This window comes from Micromonospora sp. NPDC005161, assembly GCF_053599855.1.
Map to the genome: position 1 here is coordinate 12197 of NZ_JBSFYQ010000024.1, position 15118 is coordinate 27314.

General features: G+C 73.7%; 16 protein-coding genes. 5 read left to right on the forward strand and 11 right to left on the reverse strand.

What is annotated here, in order from left to right; all coding sequences use genetic code 11:
* Nucleotides 1-7 precede the first annotated feature (7 nt).
* The 3 genes from ACWD5O_RS22145 to ACWD5O_RS22155 form a co-directional block, all read right to left on the reverse strand.
* Nucleotides 8-1297, reverse strand: coding sequence for a cation:proton antiporter domain-containing protein (locus ACWD5O_RS22145; RefSeq protein WP_354964105.1), 1290 nt, complete (start codon nt 1295-1297; stop codon nt 8-10).
* A gap of 105 nt (nt 1298-1402) precedes the next feature.
* Complete coding sequence (locus ACWD5O_RS22150; protein ID WP_450086411.1) at nt 1403-2080, reverse strand: HAD family hydrolase; 678 nt, start codon at nt 2078-2080, stop codon at nt 1403-1405.
* A 64-nt stretch (nt 2081-2144) separates the two neighbouring features.
* Nucleotides 2145-4280, reverse strand: coding sequence for an ATP-binding SpoIIE family protein phosphatase (locus tag ACWD5O_RS22155; protein WP_450086412.1), 2136 nt, complete (start codon nt 4278-4280; stop codon nt 2145-2147).
* Nucleotides 4281-4478: 198 nt separating this feature from the next.
* Between ACWD5O_RS22155 and ACWD5O_RS22160 the strand changes: the two genes are divergently transcribed.
* Nucleotides 4479-5291 (forward strand): membrane protein, encoded by an 813-nt coding sequence (locus ACWD5O_RS22160; protein ID WP_450086413.1) that lies wholly within the window; start codon nt 4479-4481, stop codon nt 5289-5291.
* Between the two features lie 135 nt (nt 5292-5426).
* On the opposite strand, the gene ACWD5O_RS22165 is transcribed toward ACWD5O_RS22160, so the two are convergent.
* The gene (locus ACWD5O_RS22165; protein WP_354964110.1) at nt 5427-5780 is read right to left on the reverse strand and encodes a DUF6401 family natural product biosynthesis protein; all 354 of its coding nucleotides are present in this window, start codon (nt 5778-5780) and stop codon (nt 5427-5429) included.
* Nucleotides 5781-5942: 162 nt separating this feature from the next.
* On the opposite strand from ACWD5O_RS22165, the gene ACWD5O_RS22170 reads away from it, so the two are divergent.
* Nucleotides 5943-6392, forward strand: a complete 450-nt coding sequence (locus ACWD5O_RS22170) for a hypothetical protein (RefSeq protein WP_354964111.1) — start codon at nt 5943-5945, stop codon at nt 6390-6392.
* On the opposite strand, the gene ACWD5O_RS22175 is transcribed toward ACWD5O_RS22170, so the two are convergent.
* Entirely contained in the window at nt 6389-6598 is a 210-nt protein-coding gene (locus ACWD5O_RS22175) for a hypothetical protein (protein WP_450086414.1), read from the reverse strand. The two genes, ACWD5O_RS22170 and ACWD5O_RS22175, sit on opposite strands and share 4 nt — an antisense overlap.
* A gap of 158 nt (nt 6599-6756) precedes the next feature.
* Between ACWD5O_RS22175 and ACWD5O_RS22180 the strand changes: the two genes are divergently transcribed.
* On the forward strand, nt 6757-8097 hold the full coding sequence (locus tag ACWD5O_RS22180) for an MFS transporter (protein WP_354964113.1): 1341 nt from the start codon (nt 6757-6759) through the stop codon (nt 8095-8097).
* Here ACWD5O_RS22180 and ACWD5O_RS22185 read toward each other — a convergent pair.
* The 4 genes from ACWD5O_RS22185 to ACWD5O_RS22200 all read right to left on the reverse strand — a co-directional run bounded on the left by ACWD5O_RS22185 (nt 8052) and on the right by ACWD5O_RS22200 (nt 10426).
* Nucleotides 8052-8309, reverse strand: a complete 258-nt coding sequence (locus tag ACWD5O_RS22185; protein ID WP_354964114.1) for a hypothetical protein — start codon at nt 8307-8309, stop codon at nt 8052-8054. The two genes, ACWD5O_RS22180 and ACWD5O_RS22185, sit on opposite strands and share 46 nt — an antisense overlap.
* A 108-nt stretch (nt 8310-8417) precedes the next feature.
* Complete coding sequence (locus ACWD5O_RS22190) at nt 8418-8879, reverse strand: SRPBCC family protein (protein ID WP_354964115.1); 462 nt, start codon at nt 8877-8879, stop codon at nt 8418-8420.
* Between the two features lie 49 nt (nt 8880-8928).
* Nucleotides 8929-9345 (reverse strand): DUF2795 domain-containing protein, encoded by a 417-nt coding sequence (locus ACWD5O_RS22195; protein ID WP_354964116.1) that lies wholly within the window; start codon nt 9343-9345, stop codon nt 8929-8931.
* Nucleotides 9346-9445: 100 nt separating this feature from the next.
* Nucleotides 9446-10426 (reverse strand): YihY/virulence factor BrkB family protein, encoded by a 981-nt coding sequence (locus ACWD5O_RS22200; protein WP_354964117.1) that lies wholly within the window; start codon nt 10424-10426, stop codon nt 9446-9448.
* A gap of 179 nt (nt 10427-10605) precedes the next feature.
* Between ACWD5O_RS22200 and ACWD5O_RS22205 the strand changes: the two genes are divergently transcribed.
* Complete coding sequence (locus ACWD5O_RS22205) at nt 10606-11007, forward strand: ChaB family protein (RefSeq protein ID WP_354964331.1); 402 nt, start codon at nt 10606-10608, stop codon at nt 11005-11007.
* Between the two features lie 84 nt (nt 11008-11091).
* Here the strand turns inward: ACWD5O_RS22205 and ACWD5O_RS22210 are convergent, their stop codons facing one another.
* Complete coding sequence (locus ACWD5O_RS22210) at nt 11092-12525, reverse strand: aldehyde dehydrogenase family protein (protein WP_354964118.1); 1434 nt, start codon at nt 12523-12525, stop codon at nt 11092-11094.
* Between the two features lie 72 nt (nt 12526-12597).
* Here ACWD5O_RS22210 and ACWD5O_RS22215 point away from each other — a divergent pair, with 72 nt between their 5' ends.
* On the forward strand, nt 12598-14205 hold the full coding sequence (locus ACWD5O_RS22215; protein WP_450086415.1) for a phytoene desaturase family protein: 1608 nt from the start codon (nt 12598-12600) through the stop codon (nt 14203-14205).
* Nucleotides 14206-14257: 52 nt separating this feature from the next.
* Here ACWD5O_RS22215 and ACWD5O_RS22220 read toward each other — a convergent pair whose 3' ends face one another.
* Entirely contained in the window at nt 14258-15025 is a 768-nt protein-coding gene (locus ACWD5O_RS22220; protein ID WP_354964120.1) for a polyprenol monophosphomannose synthase, read from the reverse strand.
* Between the last annotated feature and the right edge of the window lie 93 nt (nt 15026-15118).

Sequence of the window (15118 nt, forward strand, 5' to 3'; positions counted from 1 at the left end):
CCGGGGCTCAGGCGTGGCCGGCGACGCGCTGGGCGGGCACGCCTCGTTCGGCCGGGTCGCTGGTCCGTGCGCCCTTACGGTCCAGCAACTGCATGACCGGGGTCGCCGCGACGCCGTGCACCACCACGGAGACGAGCACCACCAGCCCGACCGTGGCCCAGAGCAGCTCCGCCTGCGGGAAGTCCGCCTTCGTGGTCGCGTACGCCAGGTAGTAGAACGAGCCCACACCGCGGATGCCGAACAACGAGATGACCCAGTGCTCGGCCGGCCGGCCCGGCGCGCCCCGCAGCGACAACCAGCCGACCAGCGGCCGGACCAGGAACACCAGCGCCACCCCGACGGCCGCAGCCGGCCAGGTCAGCGGAGCGAGCAGGCCCCCGACGATGGCGCCGCCGAGCAGCAGCAGCAGCACCAGGGTGAGCAGCCGTTCGATCTGCTCCGCGAAGTCGTGCAGCACCGAGTGGAACTCGTGGGTCCGCTCGGCGGCCCGGATCGCGCGGGCGGCCACGAACACCGCCAGGAACCCGTACCCGCCGACCACCTCCACCAGCCCGTACGCCAGGAAGGTGGCGGCCAACGCCAGGAAACCCTCGGCGTGCCGGGCCAGCCGCAGATGGCTGGGCGCCCGGAAGAACAGCTTGCCGAGCAACCAACCGATGAGCAGGCCGCCGCCGACCCCGACGCCGACCTTCCAGAGCACATCGACGGTGAACCAGTCGACCAGCCAGTCCCGCGGCGCGAGGCTGGTCGAGGCGATGGCGATGGCCGCGTAGACGAACGGGAACGCCAGCCCGTCGTTGAGGCCCGCCTCGGAGGTCAACGCGAAACGGACCTCATCCTCGGAGTCCTCCACGTCGGTCGGCTCGCCGACCTGCACGTCGGCCGCGAGCACCGGGTCGGTCGGGGCCAGGGCGGCGCCCAGCAGCAGCGCACCGGCCGGCACCAGCCCGGCCCACCACCAGCCGAGCAGCGCCACCGCCGCGATGCACAGCGGCATCGCGATGACCAGCAGGCGCCACGTGGACGACCACTTCGCCCAGCTCAACGGTCGGTCGATCTTGAGCCCGGCGCCCATCAGGGCGACGATCACCCCGATCTCGGTCAGGTGGGTGGTCAGCTCGGGGTGGGCCAGCGGGTCCGGTGTGGGCAGTCCGACCGGCAGCAGGAAGACCAGCATCCCCAGGGCGAGGAAGGCGATCGGCATGGACAGCGGCCGCCGCTCCAGCACCCGGGGCAGGATCCCCGCGAGCAGGGCGCCCAGGCCCACCAGCGCGAACGCCACGTCTACCGGCTCCACCGTGCCACCCTCCGGCCGCGCCCACGGGTTGCGGGCAGGTGGTGACACACCATGCCCCGCGAGTCGTACGGGTAAGCCTCCGCGACGAGCCGAACGGGAGGGTCCTCAGCGCGGGCGGGTGACCGGCGAATCGTCCAACGTGGCCAACAGCGCGGCCGGGTCGTCGTACACCGCCACCGCGCCGGCGCCGGCCAGCTCGCCCCGGCTGGTGCCGCCGCAGGTCAACCCGACGCACGGAATGTCCAGCTTGCCGGCCGCCGCGACGTCCCAGACGGAGTCGCCGACGAAGACCACCCGCTCGGCGGCCAACTCGGACTGCTGAAGCGCGGCGACCAGGATGTCCGGGGCCGGTTTGCTCTGCTGGGCGTCCGCCGACGAGGTGACCGTGTCGACCACGTCGTCGGCGTTCAGCGCGCGGCGCAGCGCGCCGACCTCGTGTTCCGCGGCGGAGGTGGCCAGCACCACCCGCAGACCCCGCTCGGCGCAGGCCCGCAGCAGGTCCGCCGCCCCGGGCAGCGGCGTCAGCCGTTCCCAGTACTCGGCGTACAGGGTGTCGTGCGCGTCGCGCAGCTTCGCGTCGGCGTCGCGGTCCCGCTCCGGGCCGAGCAGGTGGTCGAGGAGCTTGTCCGAACCCATCCCGATCGACCGGTGCACGGTCGCCATCGGCACCGGCTGGTCGGACTGGCGCAGCGCCTCCCACCAGCTCACGGTGTGCAGATAGTTGGTGTCGACGAGCGTGCCATCGACGTCGAAGAGGACCCCGGCGGGTCGGTCGGTGCGCATGGGCGTCCTCCTACCCGTTCGGTGGCCGGCCGACCCTCCGGCCCTGGCGCGTTCGACCCGGGTCTCAGTGACCCTCGGTCGGCGGGACGAGGATCTCGAACCAGACCGTGGAGCCGCGGACCGACGGGTCGGTGCCCCAGGCGTCGCTGAGCTGCTCGATCAGGCCGAGCCCTCGCCCGCGACTGCTCAACGTGTCGGTGCGGGCCCGGGTCACGGTGCCCCGGGTGCCGGAGTCGGCGACCGAGACCAGCAGCCGCTCGGGGCTGAGGTCGATCTCCACCCGGGCGGCGGTGCCGGCGTGCAGCAGCGCGTTGGTGGTCAGCTCGCTGGTGCACAGGACCGCCGCGCCGATCACCGCCTCGGGCACCTGCCACTCGGCGAGCTGGCCGGTCATCCAGTGCCGGACGCGGCTGGGGGCGGTCGGCTCCGCCGGCACCTCCATGCTCGCCGAGCGGCTCGGCTTGAGCGCGTGCTCGACCGCCAGCACGGCCACGTCGTCCTCGGTGCCGCCGGGGACCGCGGCGGTGGCCACGGCGCAGAGCGCACGGGGGTCGCTGCCGCCGGCCTTGGCGACCGCGTCGCCGAGCGCGTCCAGCCCGACGGTGAGGCTCTGCCTGCGGCGCTCCACCACACCGTCGCTGAACAGCAGCAGGGTGTCGCCGGGGCGGAACGCGACGGTGGTGGTGGCCGGCCGGCCGCCGAGCCCGAGCGGGGGGCCGATCGGCATCTCCACGTACTCCGCGTGTGAGCGACCGTCCGGGGTGCAGCGGCGGATCAACGGCGCCGGGTGCCCGGCGCTGGCCAGCGTGAACTCGCGCCGATCGGCGTCGACCACCCCGAACACCACGGTGACGAACAGTTCATGCGTGCCGGCCTCCGCGCCCAGGCTGGTCACCAGCCGGTCCAGCCCGGCCAGCACCGCGTCCGGCGCCGGGTCGGCCAGGGCCAGCGCGCGCAGCGCCGCCCGGACCTGTCCCATCCGTGCGGCGGCCTGTACGTCGTGCCCCGCGACGTCGCCCAGCACGACACCGAGCCCGCCGGTGTGCAGCAGGAACGCGTCGTAGAAGTCCCCGCCGGCCGCGTTGCCGTCCACGCCCGGGTCGTAGCGGGCCGCGATCCGCAGCCGGGGCAGGTCCGGCAGGTTCGCCGGCAGCATGCTGCGTTGCAGCAACTGGGCGGTGCCGTGCTGAGTCTCGAACCGTCGGGCCCGCTCCGCCGCCTGGCCGATCAACTCGGCCGAGGCGGCCAGCAGCGCCCGCTCGGCGGCCGACCAGGTGTGCGGCACCTGGTAGCCGACCGCCAACCCGCCGCGGACCACCGAGGTGCCCAGCGGCACCGCGGCCAGCGAGCGGATCTTCTGGTCGTGGCGGTCCACCGCGGTCTCCCGCAGCGGCTGCCCGTCCCGGGTGAACGACGGACCGCCGGAGCGGGCCGCCTCCACCACCGGGGTCGACCAGTCCGCCGGGATGCGCCGCCAGAGCGGTGGCAGGCGCTCGTCGGCCTCGTCCATCAACTCACCGCGCACCCGGCGCACCATCCGCCATCCGCCGCCGCCCTCATCGACCGCGAACGCGATCTGGTCGGCGTCGAAGGTGGTGATCGCGTAGCGCAGCGCCACCCGGGCCACGTCGTCGAGGGTGAGGGTGCCGGCGAGCGCGGCGGCGACCTCGCTGAGGCTCTGCAGCTGCCTGGTGACGGGGGTGGTTTCGGCGGCGACCGTCAGCATCCCGACGATCTGTCCGGTGCTGTCGCGGACCGGGGAGAAGCTCCGGGTGAAGACAGCCTGCTCGGCGACGCCGGAGCGGCCACGGACCATCGGGAGGGCGCTCTCCTTCTCCAGGGACGGCACGCCCTGCCGGTAGGCGTGCTCGATCACCTCGCCGACACCGGGCAGCGCCCAGATCTCGGCGTACACCTCGGCGGAGGGGCGGCCGAGGGCCGTGGGGTGCTTACTGCCCAGCAGTTCGGCGTACCCGTCGTTGTAGAGCAGGACGAGGTCGTCGCCGTACGCCAGCGCCATCGGCATCGGGGCGGCGAGGATCAGATCGACCACGGCCCGGATCGCCGGGTCCCACCGCTCGGGCGGGCCGAGCGAGGTGCCAGCCCAGTCATGGCCGAGCACGGCGGCAGCGCCCCGTCCGGTGGATGCCCCCGGCACCGGAGTTGCTGGCGTGGGGACTCGCCCGACCGTTCCTGGCATGTTCGCAGCCTAGCCGGCTGCCGGAGAGCCGCATCCGATCATGGCCGCGGGGCGTGGCGAGCGCCGACGCGGTGCCTGTTCGAGCAGTTCACAGCCCCTGTCCGGCGACTTGTCGGAAAAAACGTGGCGACCCGCGCGGACTGCCGCACCGGTGGCCGGGTATGCGCCCGACGCAGTCCATGCGACAGGAGGGACATCATGCTGAAAACCCTCGCGGTCGGGCAGGCCGACATCGGTGACGCCATCGCCGACACCTGGAGGTCGGTGCTGCTCTTCATCCCGAAGGCCGTGGCCTTCATCGTGATCCTCGTGGTCGGCTGGCTCATCGCCAGAGCGGTCCTGAAGATCGTGGACACGGTGCTGGAACGGGTGCGCTTCGACGACGCGGTCGAACGCGGCGGCATCAAACGGGCACTGGAGAGAACGAAGTACGACGCGAGCGACATCCTCGCCAGACTGGCGTACTACGCGGTACTGCTGTTCACGCTGCAGTTCGCGTTCGGAGTCTGGGGACCCAACGCGATCAGTGACCTGATCAGCGGCGTGGTGGCCTGGCTGCCGCGCGCGTTCGTGGCGATCGTCATCGTGGTGGTGGCGGCCGCGATCGCGAACGCCGTCCGGGATCTGGTCACCGGGGCGCTGGGCGGGCTCTCGTACGGCAAGGTCCTGGCCGACCTGACGGCGATCTTCATCATCGCGCTCGGCGTGATCGCCGCGCTGAACCAGGTGGGTATCGCCACCACGGTGACCACGCCGGTGCTGATCGCCGTGCTCGCCACGGTCGCCGGCATCCTGATCATCGGTGTCGGTGGTGGCCTGGTGCGGCCCATGCAGAACAGATGGGAGGGCTGGCTGAACCGGGCGGCCGAGGAAGCTCGGGCGGTGCAGGAGAACCGGCGGGCGACCACGGCCGGTCGCGGTGACATGGAGCGGCAGATGGCCGACCGTGCGGGCGACCGCACCCAGGCCATGCCGCAGGTCGAGGAGCAGGCGACGCAGTACCGCCCGTAGCGGGGTGGAGCAGCACGCGGTCGATGGGAGGGTGTTCCGCGCACGGTGCGGGCGCCCTCCCCGCGCGCTACCGGTCGGTGCCCGGTGCTGCGGCCGGTCGACCCTGCGGCAGCGGCCGGCCCGTTCGGCAGATCGTCAGGTTCGGTCCAGCGCGCGAGCCAGGGCGCAGACCGCGACCAGCCGGGTGAGCGGCCACTCCGGCTCGCTCCAGTCCACCGGGCCGCTCGGCGGCACCCACCCGTGCTCGTCGGCGGCGGCGCGGACCCCCTCCGCGTAGCCGGCGAGCGCCGCGGCCGTCAGCGGGCGGCGGTCCCCGTCGAGGCTGTCCCGCACGGCGGCGGCGTGCTGGTCGACCAGCGCCAGCAGCCCGGGGCGCGCGGCGGCGGCGGCGAGCCCGGCGGTGCCCACGGAGACGGTGAGAGCGGCCAGGGTGGACCGCGCCGAGTCGACGGCGGTACGGGAGGCGACCCGGTTGAACGGCACACGCATGGTGACCGAGGCTAACCGACCGGTGACCGGGCCGACCTCGGCCGCTCGGCGGGTGTCGGCTGCGCCACCGGCCGACTCGGGCTGACCGCGAGGGTTGATCCGGCACAGACGGGGCAGCAGGAGAACCACGGCACACGGCGGCACAGAGCACCGGAGGAACGGATGGGACAGCAGGCGGACGGGCCGGACGAGCAGCACCGCCGGCCGGCCGGGGTGAGCGACGCGACGGTCGCCGCGCTCGGCAAGCTCAGCGAGGCGCTGGAGTGCGTCGAGCGGGCCCGGGGGCACCTGTACTCGCTGCACCAGCTGATCGGGCACGCCGACCTGATGCTCGACGACGCGGTGCAGCAGTTCCGCGCCGCCGGACATCCGCGGCTCGCCGACCGGATCGACACCGAGCTGCTGGGCCGCAACGTCATCGCCGGCCGGTGGACGTTCCAGATCGTCGAGGACTTCGACGACGGATACCACGCGCTATTCCGGGAGCTGGACCGGCAGGCCCGCGAGGAGCTGGTGGGCGGGAGGCGCCACCTCTACGAGGCGGAGATGAAGGAGCGACGCCGCAGCCGGGGCCGGCCAGGGCACGAGGCCCGGCCGGGCAGCGAAGGCTAGTCCCCGGCCGTGTCCGCCGGTCGGCGCCGCGCCGCGTCGTCGGCGATGATCACGGTGGCCACCATCAGCGCGACGCAGAGGCTGAACAGCCAGGACTCGTCGGCGACGAGCCAGGCGGAGACCGGTGCCTGCAGTGCGGCGAGCAGAAAGCCGAGCCAGGCGAGTCGGCGCTGACGCGTGGAGAGGATTCCGGAGCCTTGATGCATCCCGAAAGTCTTGCGCGATCCGGTCGGCTTGCCGTCGTCCGATCGGCCGATTCTGGATGAGCTGTCCGTTTTCTCGACCGTCCGGGCACCACTTCTTGTCACCGCGGGCGACCGGCCGGAGCTGGCGGTAGGGTGCGGCTGCGGCAGGATGATGTTCCGTGTCCACCGCACCTGCGCCACCCCGCGCCTCGCTGCTCCTGCTGGCCTATCTCGCCTTCGTCAGTCTCGGCCTGCCCGACAGCCTGCTCGGCGTCGGCTGGCCCTCGATCAGCGCCGACTTCGGCGTACCGACCGAGGCGGTCGGTCTGCTGCTCACCGCGGGCACCGTCGGCTACCTGACCTCCAGCGTGCTGGCCGGGTTCACGCTGGCCCGGGTCGGGGTGGGCGCGCTGCTCGCCGGTAGCACCCTGCTGTCGAGCCTGGCGCTGACCGGGTACGCCACGAGCCCCGGGCTGGCCGTGCTGGTGGGCTGCGCGCTGGTGCTCGGTCTGGGCTCCGGCGCGATCGATTCCGGGCTCAACGCGTACGCCGCCGGGGCCTTCGGTCCGCGCCACATGAACTGGATGCACGCCTTCTTCGGGCTGGGGGTGGCGATCGGCCCGCTGATCATGACGGCGGTGCTGAGCGCGGGGCTGGCCTGGCGGTGGGGGTACGGCATCGTGGCCGCCGCCCAGCTCGCCCTCGCCACCGCGTTCGCCCTCACCGTGCGGGCCTGGCGGCGCCGCGTTCCAGGCCCCACCGAGCCGGGTGCCGCGCCCGCCCCGCCAGCCGTGAAGGTCCCGATCCGGGCCACGCTGCGGCTGCCCGCGGTCTGGTCGGGGGCGCTCGCCTTCGCGCTGTACGTGGCCATCGAGGTGTCCGCCGGGCTGTGGGCGTTCCTGCTCCTGACCGAGGGGCGCGGGCTGAGCGCCGTGGTGGCCGGTGGCTGCGTCTCCGCGTACTGGGGCAGTCTCTTCGTCGGCCGGGTGGTGCAGGGCGTGGTGGCCGAGCGGCTGGGGGCCCGGTTGGTGCTGCGCGGCAGCCTGGCCGGGATGGCGGCGGGTGCGGTGCTGATCGCCGTACCCGGGCCGGGCGCGTTGGCCGTGCTCGGTCTGGTCGTGGTCGGTTTCGCCGCCGCGCCGGTGTTCCCGCTGCTCACCCTCACCACCGCCGACCGGGTCGGTGCGGCGCACGCGGACCAGGCCATCGGGCTCCAGATCGGCGCGGCCGGCCTGGGCGCCGCGTTCGTTCCGGCCGCGCTCGGCGTGCTGATCGGCAACGTGTCGGTGCAGGTGCTCGGCCCGGCCCTGCTGGTGCTAGCGCTGGCCCTGATCGTGCTCTACGAGTTGGGCGCCGGCCGGCCCGGCCCGGAGCGGCCGGTGCCCGCCGTGGCCGGGCCGGATCAGCCCACGTCGCCCGCTCCGGCCGGAACCGGTACGGCGGCCGGTGCAGCCGGTGAGGCCAGTGGGGCTGGTCAGCCGGTGTCCGGTCCGGTCCTGCCGGTGGTGGAGGGGCGGTAGGCGCGGTCCGGGTCGGTCGGCTCCCGGCCGGCGCCCCTGGCCTGACCGCCGCGGTCCGCTGCCGCCGGCCCGTGCCCGAACGCGGCCTCCTCGCCGGCGTCGTTGCCGGTCACGTCGTCGGCCTGCCCGTCGATGCTGGAGCCCGCCACGGCCCGTTCCAGTTCCTCCAGCGGAATCCGTTCCTCGTCGCGCCACACCCTGTCGTCGGTCATGCCTTCAGCGGTACCCGGGCGCGATGATCGCAAACGGATGGTGCTTGGTCCGAGACACGGCGATGGCCGCCGGGGACTCCGGCGGCCATCGGATATCGGTGCTGGGGATCACGGCTGCGGGCGGTCCACCCTGCCGCGCCAGGCGCCGGTCTCCTGACCGCGCCGCTCGATGTAGGTCTTGAACCGTTCCAGGTCGCCCTTGGCCCGCCGGTCGACGATGCCGAGCTTGTCACCGGCCTGCTCGACCACCCCGTGCGGCTCGAACTCGAGCTGGAGGGTGACCCGGGTCTTGTCCTCGTCCAGCCGGTGGAAGGTCACCACGCCGGCCTGCTGGGTGCCGCCGGTGGAACGCCAGGCGACCCGCTCGTCCGGCAGTTGCTCGGTGATCTCCGCGTCGAACTCGCGCTTCACCCCGGCGATGTCCACCGTCCAGTGGGTCATCGTCTCGGAGAGCTGCCGGACCTCCTGCACACCCTCCATGAACTCGGGGAACTCCTCGAACTGCGTCCACTGGTCGTACGCGGTGCGAACGGGGACTGACACGTCGACATGTTCGGTAACGCCACTCATCAGAAATCCTCCTTCGGCCGCCGGTCGTACGGATCGGGGGACGATCCGGTCACCAGCGGGTTGTCTCGTTCTTGTTGCCGAGCGCGGCCCACACCTCGGAGACCGTCTGGTAGCGGGTGCCGTCGGGCAGCCGCTCCAGCGCGGCCACGATGTCGTCCGGCGCGTCGTTGTCGCGCGCGTTGGCGACCAGCGTTTCCCGGTCGCCGGGCAGGGCGCTCATCGTGATGAACCGGCCCAGCCGGCTGCGCTGTTCGACGTCCTCGGAGCTCATCCCCTGCGGGGAGCCGGTGCGCAGTTCACCGGCCGGGGCGGTGGTCGCCTCGGGCTGGTCCTCGCCGGCCGGTTCCGGCACGCGGGACTCGTCGACCCGAGAGCCGCCGGTCCCCGGCCCCTGCACGAGGCCGCTGACCTCCTGGCTCATCTGCTCGTCGATTCTCGGTCCGTGCTTGCTGTTGCCACGCTCCATGCCTTCTGCGCTACCCGGCACCCCGGCCGGTAAACCGGCACCGGGTCACGAACGGGCCCTCGGGCCGGCCCCGGATCGGACACGAGGCCCGGTACGGCGCTCAGGACTCGGCCGGCTTCCGCGGCGGCAGCACCGGCTCGTCCGGGTCCGGGTCGCCGGCCTGCAACCGCCGACCACGTTGCACCTCGGCGTTGATCTGCACGCCCAGCATCAGGGCCGAGTTGGACAGGTAGAGCCAGACCAGGAACGCGATGGCCGCTCCCAGGCTGCCGTAGGTGGCGTCGTACGAGCCGAAGTTGGCGACGTAGAGGCCGAAGCCGAGGGAGGCCACCGCCCAGGCGAACAGGGCCACCGCGCCGCCCGGGGTGAGCCAGCGGAACCGGGGCTGCCGCACGTTCGGGGCGATCCAGAACAGCAGTGACAGCAGCACCATCATGATCAGGGCGAGCACCGGCCACTTCGCCACGCTCCACACCGTGCGGGCCAGGCCACCGGCGTTGATCAGGTCGCCGACCGCGTCGGTGACCGGACCGCTGACGATCAGCCCGAGGGCGACCACCGCGAGCAGCACCAGCGTGATCGCGGCCAGGCCGATCTGCAACGGCCGCAGCCTCCAGACCGGCCGGCCCTCGGTCACGCCGTAGATGGCGTTGGAGGCGCGGGTGAACGCGCCGATGAAGCCCGACGCGGACCAGAGCGCGCCGAGCAGGCCGAAGCTCAGCAGCACCTTGGCGTTGCTCTGCTCGACCACCACGGCCCGGATCACCCCGACCACGCCGTCGTCAGCCACGATCGACCCGGCGCCCATCTGCTTGGCCAGGTCGACCACCGTGTCCACGGTCCGCTCCCCGGTGGAGACCAGGCCGACCAGGGCCACCACCACGATGGCGGACGGAAAGAGCGCGAGCACGCCGTAGTAGGTCAGCGCGGCGGCCCAGTCGGAGCAGTTGTCGGTGACGAAGTTCTGCGCGCTACGGACCACCACCCCACGCCAGGTTCGCCAGCTCAGCTGCCGTATCCGCCGGGGTACCCGCGTGCCGAGTGTGCCGCCGAGCGTCGTACCGGGACCCGTGGTCGTCATGCCCGCTCCCTGCGCCCCGGCCGCCGGATGACCGGTCATCCGGTCGGGCCTGGCCCGGCCGGTACCCGCGCGGGGAAATCGACAAACCCGCCCTCCGTCGGCTGGCCGCCGCGTATGGTTTGCCGCCCCGTCACCGGGGAACGGTCATGGGTGATCCTGTCGACACGGAGGAGGACGAGATGCCCGGGCGCGAGGACCTGCCCAGCACGCTGCGACGCTCCCCGGACAAGGCGCAGCGCACCTGGGAGAAGACGCACGACTCGGCGGTGGAGACCTACGGCGAGGGGGAGCGGTCGCACCGCACCGCCTTCGCCGCGGTGAAGCACCAGTTCGAGAAGGTGGGCGACCACTGGGAACCGAAGGGCCGCAAGGGCCCGAGCGATCGCCAGGCGGCCGGCGGCGGGCCGGAACGGCGGGCTCCCACCGCGGGTGGGGTGGACGCCAACGCCAGCAAGGACCACCTGATGTCGGTGGCCCGCGAGCTGGACGTGGCCGGCCGGTCCAGCATGTCCAAGCCGGAGCTGGTCAAGGCGATCGAGAAGGCCAACGATCGGGCCACCCGCAAGGCCCGCGGCGACTGACCACCGCGACGCGGCGCGGCCCGCACCGGAGGCACACGCATGCGGTACGGGCGGACGCGGCGACCCCGCGCCCGCCCGTGCCGTTCACCAGTGCCCGCCGCCCGGCGCCTCGATGTGCACGGCCTTCGTGGCGGTGAACTCGTCCAGCAGCTCCGGGCCGTACCCGAAGCCCTGCCCACTGGCCCGGCGCGGGTGCGCGGCGCCGCCCGGTGCGCCCCCGAACACGGAATTGATCTTCACGGTGCCCACCGGCAGCTCACGCCAGGCCCGCTGTGCGTGGCTCATCGACGCGGTCAGCACCGTGGCGGCCAGCCCGTACGGGGAATCCGCGGCGCAGCGCAGAGCCTCGTGGAACGAGTCGACCACCACCACCGGGGCGACCGGCCCGAACGTCTCATCCCGCACCAGCGGCATGTCGTGCCGGCAGTCGGCGACCACGGTGGCCGGATAGAACGCGCCCGGACCGTCCGGCAGCTCACCGCCGGTGCGGAGCCGCGCGCCCGCCGCCACCGCCGCGGTGACCTGACCGTGCACGTGGTCGCGGTGCCGCCGGTCGACCAGCGGACCCAGGTCGGTCCCCGGGTCGCGGCCCGGGCCCATCCGCAGCGCCTCGGCCCGCTCCACCAGCGCGGCCACGAACTCCTCGGCCACGTCCCGGTGCACGTAGATCCTCTCCACCGCGACGCAGATCTGCCCGGCATTGGCGAACGCGCCCCGCGCCGCCTGCTCCGCCGCCCAGATCGGGTCCACGTTGGCGTCGATCACCAGCGGGTCGCTGCCGCCGTTCTCCAGCAGCGCCTTCGCGCCGGTGCCGGCGCAGGCCGCGGCGATGGCCCGGCCGGTCGCCGTGGACCCGACGTGCGCCACCAGGTCCACCTCCTGGCCGGACAGCGCCGCGCCGACCTCGGGGCCGCCGGTGAGCAGGGACAGCACCCCGGCCGGCAGGGCCTGGTCCAGCGCCCGGGCCAGCAGCCAGCCGGTCGCCGGGGTGCGCTCGCTGGGCTTGTAGAGCACCACGTTGCCGGTGACCAGGGCCGCGCCGAGCAGCCCGCAGGACACCGCCACCGGGTCGTTCCACGGGGTGATCGCGGCCACCACGCCACGCGGCTGCGGGGTCATGAAGTCCAGCGCGTCCGCTACGCCGTGCAGCGTCCGCCCGCCGCGCAGCGGGGCCAGCTCGGCGTACTGTCGCAGGGTGCCAATGCCCGCCTCGACACCGCCGCGGGCATCCGCCAGTGGCTTGCCCATCTCCGCGGTGACCGCCGCGGCCAGGTCCTCGGTCACCGCCGCCACCGCGTCCGCGGCCCGGTGCACCGCCGCCGCCCGCGCGGCCGGGGCGGTCGCCGCCCACTCCGCCGCCGCTTCGCGCGCCGCCCCCACCGCCTTGGCGACCTCGTCGGCCGTCGCCACCGGCACCGAGCTGACCGGCGAACCGTCCGCCGGGTCATGGACGACCAGCTCACCACCACCGCCGCCGGCGCCCCACACCCCGCCTATCAACTGCGCAACCGTGTACATGCGGCGCTGGATGCCCCGGCCCCGGCGAGGCAAACGCGTTTCGCCCGGTTCCACGCCGGGTAGGCGGATCGGATGACCACCACCGGCGCGGAGAGCGCGGACGCCGTCGTCGTCGGCGCCGGCCACAACGGCCTGGTAGCGGCCAACCTGCTGGCGGACGCCGGATGGGACGTCGTGGTGCTGGAGGCGACCGCCGTGCCCGGCGGCGCGGTCCGCTCCGCCGAGGTGACCGCGCCCGGCTACCTCAGCGACCTCTACAGCTCCTTCTACCCCCTCGGGTACTCCTCGCCGGTGCTGGCGGGGCTCGACCTCGACCGGTACGGGCTGTCCTGGCGGCACTCGCCGGATGTGCTGGCGCACCTGCTGCCGGACGGCCGCGCCGCGGTGGTCAACCGGGACCCGGACGTCACCGCCGCCTCGCTGGAGCAGTTCGCGCCCGGCGACGGCAAGCGTTGGCTCAACGCGTACACCGACTGGCTCGACGTGGCCGAGCCGATGCTGACGACCATCACCGCGCCGTTCCCGCCGGTGCGGGGCGGGCTGGCTCTGCTGCGGCGGTTGCGGGTCGCAGGAGCGCTGCGGCTGGCCCGGCGGCTGGTGGTACCGGTCCGCAAGCTCGGCGACGAGCTCTTCGACGGCGACGGTGGGCCGGCGCTGCTCGCCGGCTGCTCCCTGCACACCGACCTGTCCCCGGAGGAGGCCGGCTCCGGGGTGTACGGCTGGCTGCTGGCCATGCTCGGTCAGCAGGTCGGCTGGCCGGTGCCCGACGGCGGCGCGCAGCAGATCACCAACGCGCTGGTGGCCCGGCTGCAGGAGCGGGGCGGCAGGATCGTCTACGGGGCACGGGTCGACCGGGTGCTCACCGCCCGGGGCCGGGCGATGGGGGTACGCACGGAGGGCGGCCTCCTGTGGCGGGCCCGGCGAGCCGTGCTCGCGGACGTGCCCGCGCCGGCGCTCTACCTCGACCTGGTCGGCGCGGCCGCGCTGCCGTCGCGCCTGGTGGAGGACCTGGCGCACTTCCGGTGGGACGGCTCGACGCTGAAGGTCGACTGGGCGCTCAGCGCGCCGGTGCCGTGGACGAACCGGGAGGTGGCCGGCGCCGGCACCGTGCACCTGGGCGCGGACCTGGACGGGCTCACCCGGTACTCCGGTGAGCTGGCCCGCGGCGAGCTGCCGCGCGACCCGTTCCTGCTGCTCGGGCAGATGTCGGTGGCCGACCCCAGCCACTCCCCGCCGGGCACCGAGTCGCTCTGGTCGTACACCCACCTGCCGTTCCGCCGGGACTGGCGGGCCGAGGAGGTCGCCGGGCACGTCCAGCGGATGGAGGACGTGCTGGAGGCGGCCGCGCCGGGTTTCCGGCAGCTCGTCGTCGGCCGGCACGTGGCCGGTCCGGCCGACCTGGAGAAGGGCAATCCGAGCCTGGTCGGCGGCACGCTCGGCGGTGGCACCGCCGCCGCGTACCAGCAGCTGTTCCTGCGCCCGATCCCCGGCCTGGGCCGGGCGGACACCCCGGTGGACCGGCTCTTTCTGGCCAGCTCGTCGGCGCATCCCGGCGGCGGGGTGCACGGCGCGCCCGGCGCGAACGCGGCCCGTGCGGCGCTCGCACGCGACCATGCGCTGACCGGCCGCGCCTACGCCGCCACCATCGCCACCGCGCACCGGGCCGTCTACCCCGACTGACCCGCCGCGCCCTGGCCGGCCCGCCCCGTGAAGGGGCGGGCCGGAGGCCAGGTCAGCTGGTGATGTTGCGGTGCTTGCTGCGCAGGCGGAACGGCATCAGAGCACTCTCGATCTTGGTTGCCGTGGTCATCTTGGATTCGCCGTCGCGCCGCTCCTCGAAGCGGATCGGCACCTCCAGGATCGTGTGCCCCAGCTTGGTGGCCAGGTAGTGCATCTCCACCTGGAAGCTGTAGCCGTTGGACTGCACCCGGGTCAGGCCGATGTCCCGCAGCGCGTCGGCCCGCCAGATCTTGAAGCCGGCGGTCAGGTCCCGGATCCGCACCCTCAGCAGCGTGTGCACGTAGAGGTTCGCCCAACCGCTCAGCGCCCGGCGGTACAGCGGCCAGTTCTCGTCCAGCTCGCCGCCCGGCACGTACCGGGAACCGATCACCACGCCGGCCTGGGTGGAGAGCAGCGCGCCCAGCATCCCCGGCAGTGCCTCCGGCGGGTGGGACAGGTCCGCGTCCATCTGCGCCACGTACTCGGCGGCGCCGTCGAGCGCCCGCCCCATTCCGTCCACGTAGGCGCGGCCCAGGCCCTCCTTGCCAGCCCGGTGCACCACCTCGATCCGGTCCGGGTGCTCGATGGCCAACTTGTCGGCCACCTCGCCCGTGCCGTCGGGAGAGTTGTCGTCGGCAACGAGGATGCGCAGCCCCGGCAGCGGCAGTGCGAGCAGCCGCTCGACCAGCGCCGGGAGGTTGCCCGCCTCGTTGTAGGTGGGCACCACGACGGTCAGGCGCGCGTCCCGCCACGGCGACGGCAGCTGCACGGGCTCGATCATGTCGGACATCCTCGGTTTGCGGACAGGGCTACCTGAGAGGGTAGCCAGTTGCCACGTCCGGCTTGGAAAGGCTCCCCTTCCGGGCGTTGCGGA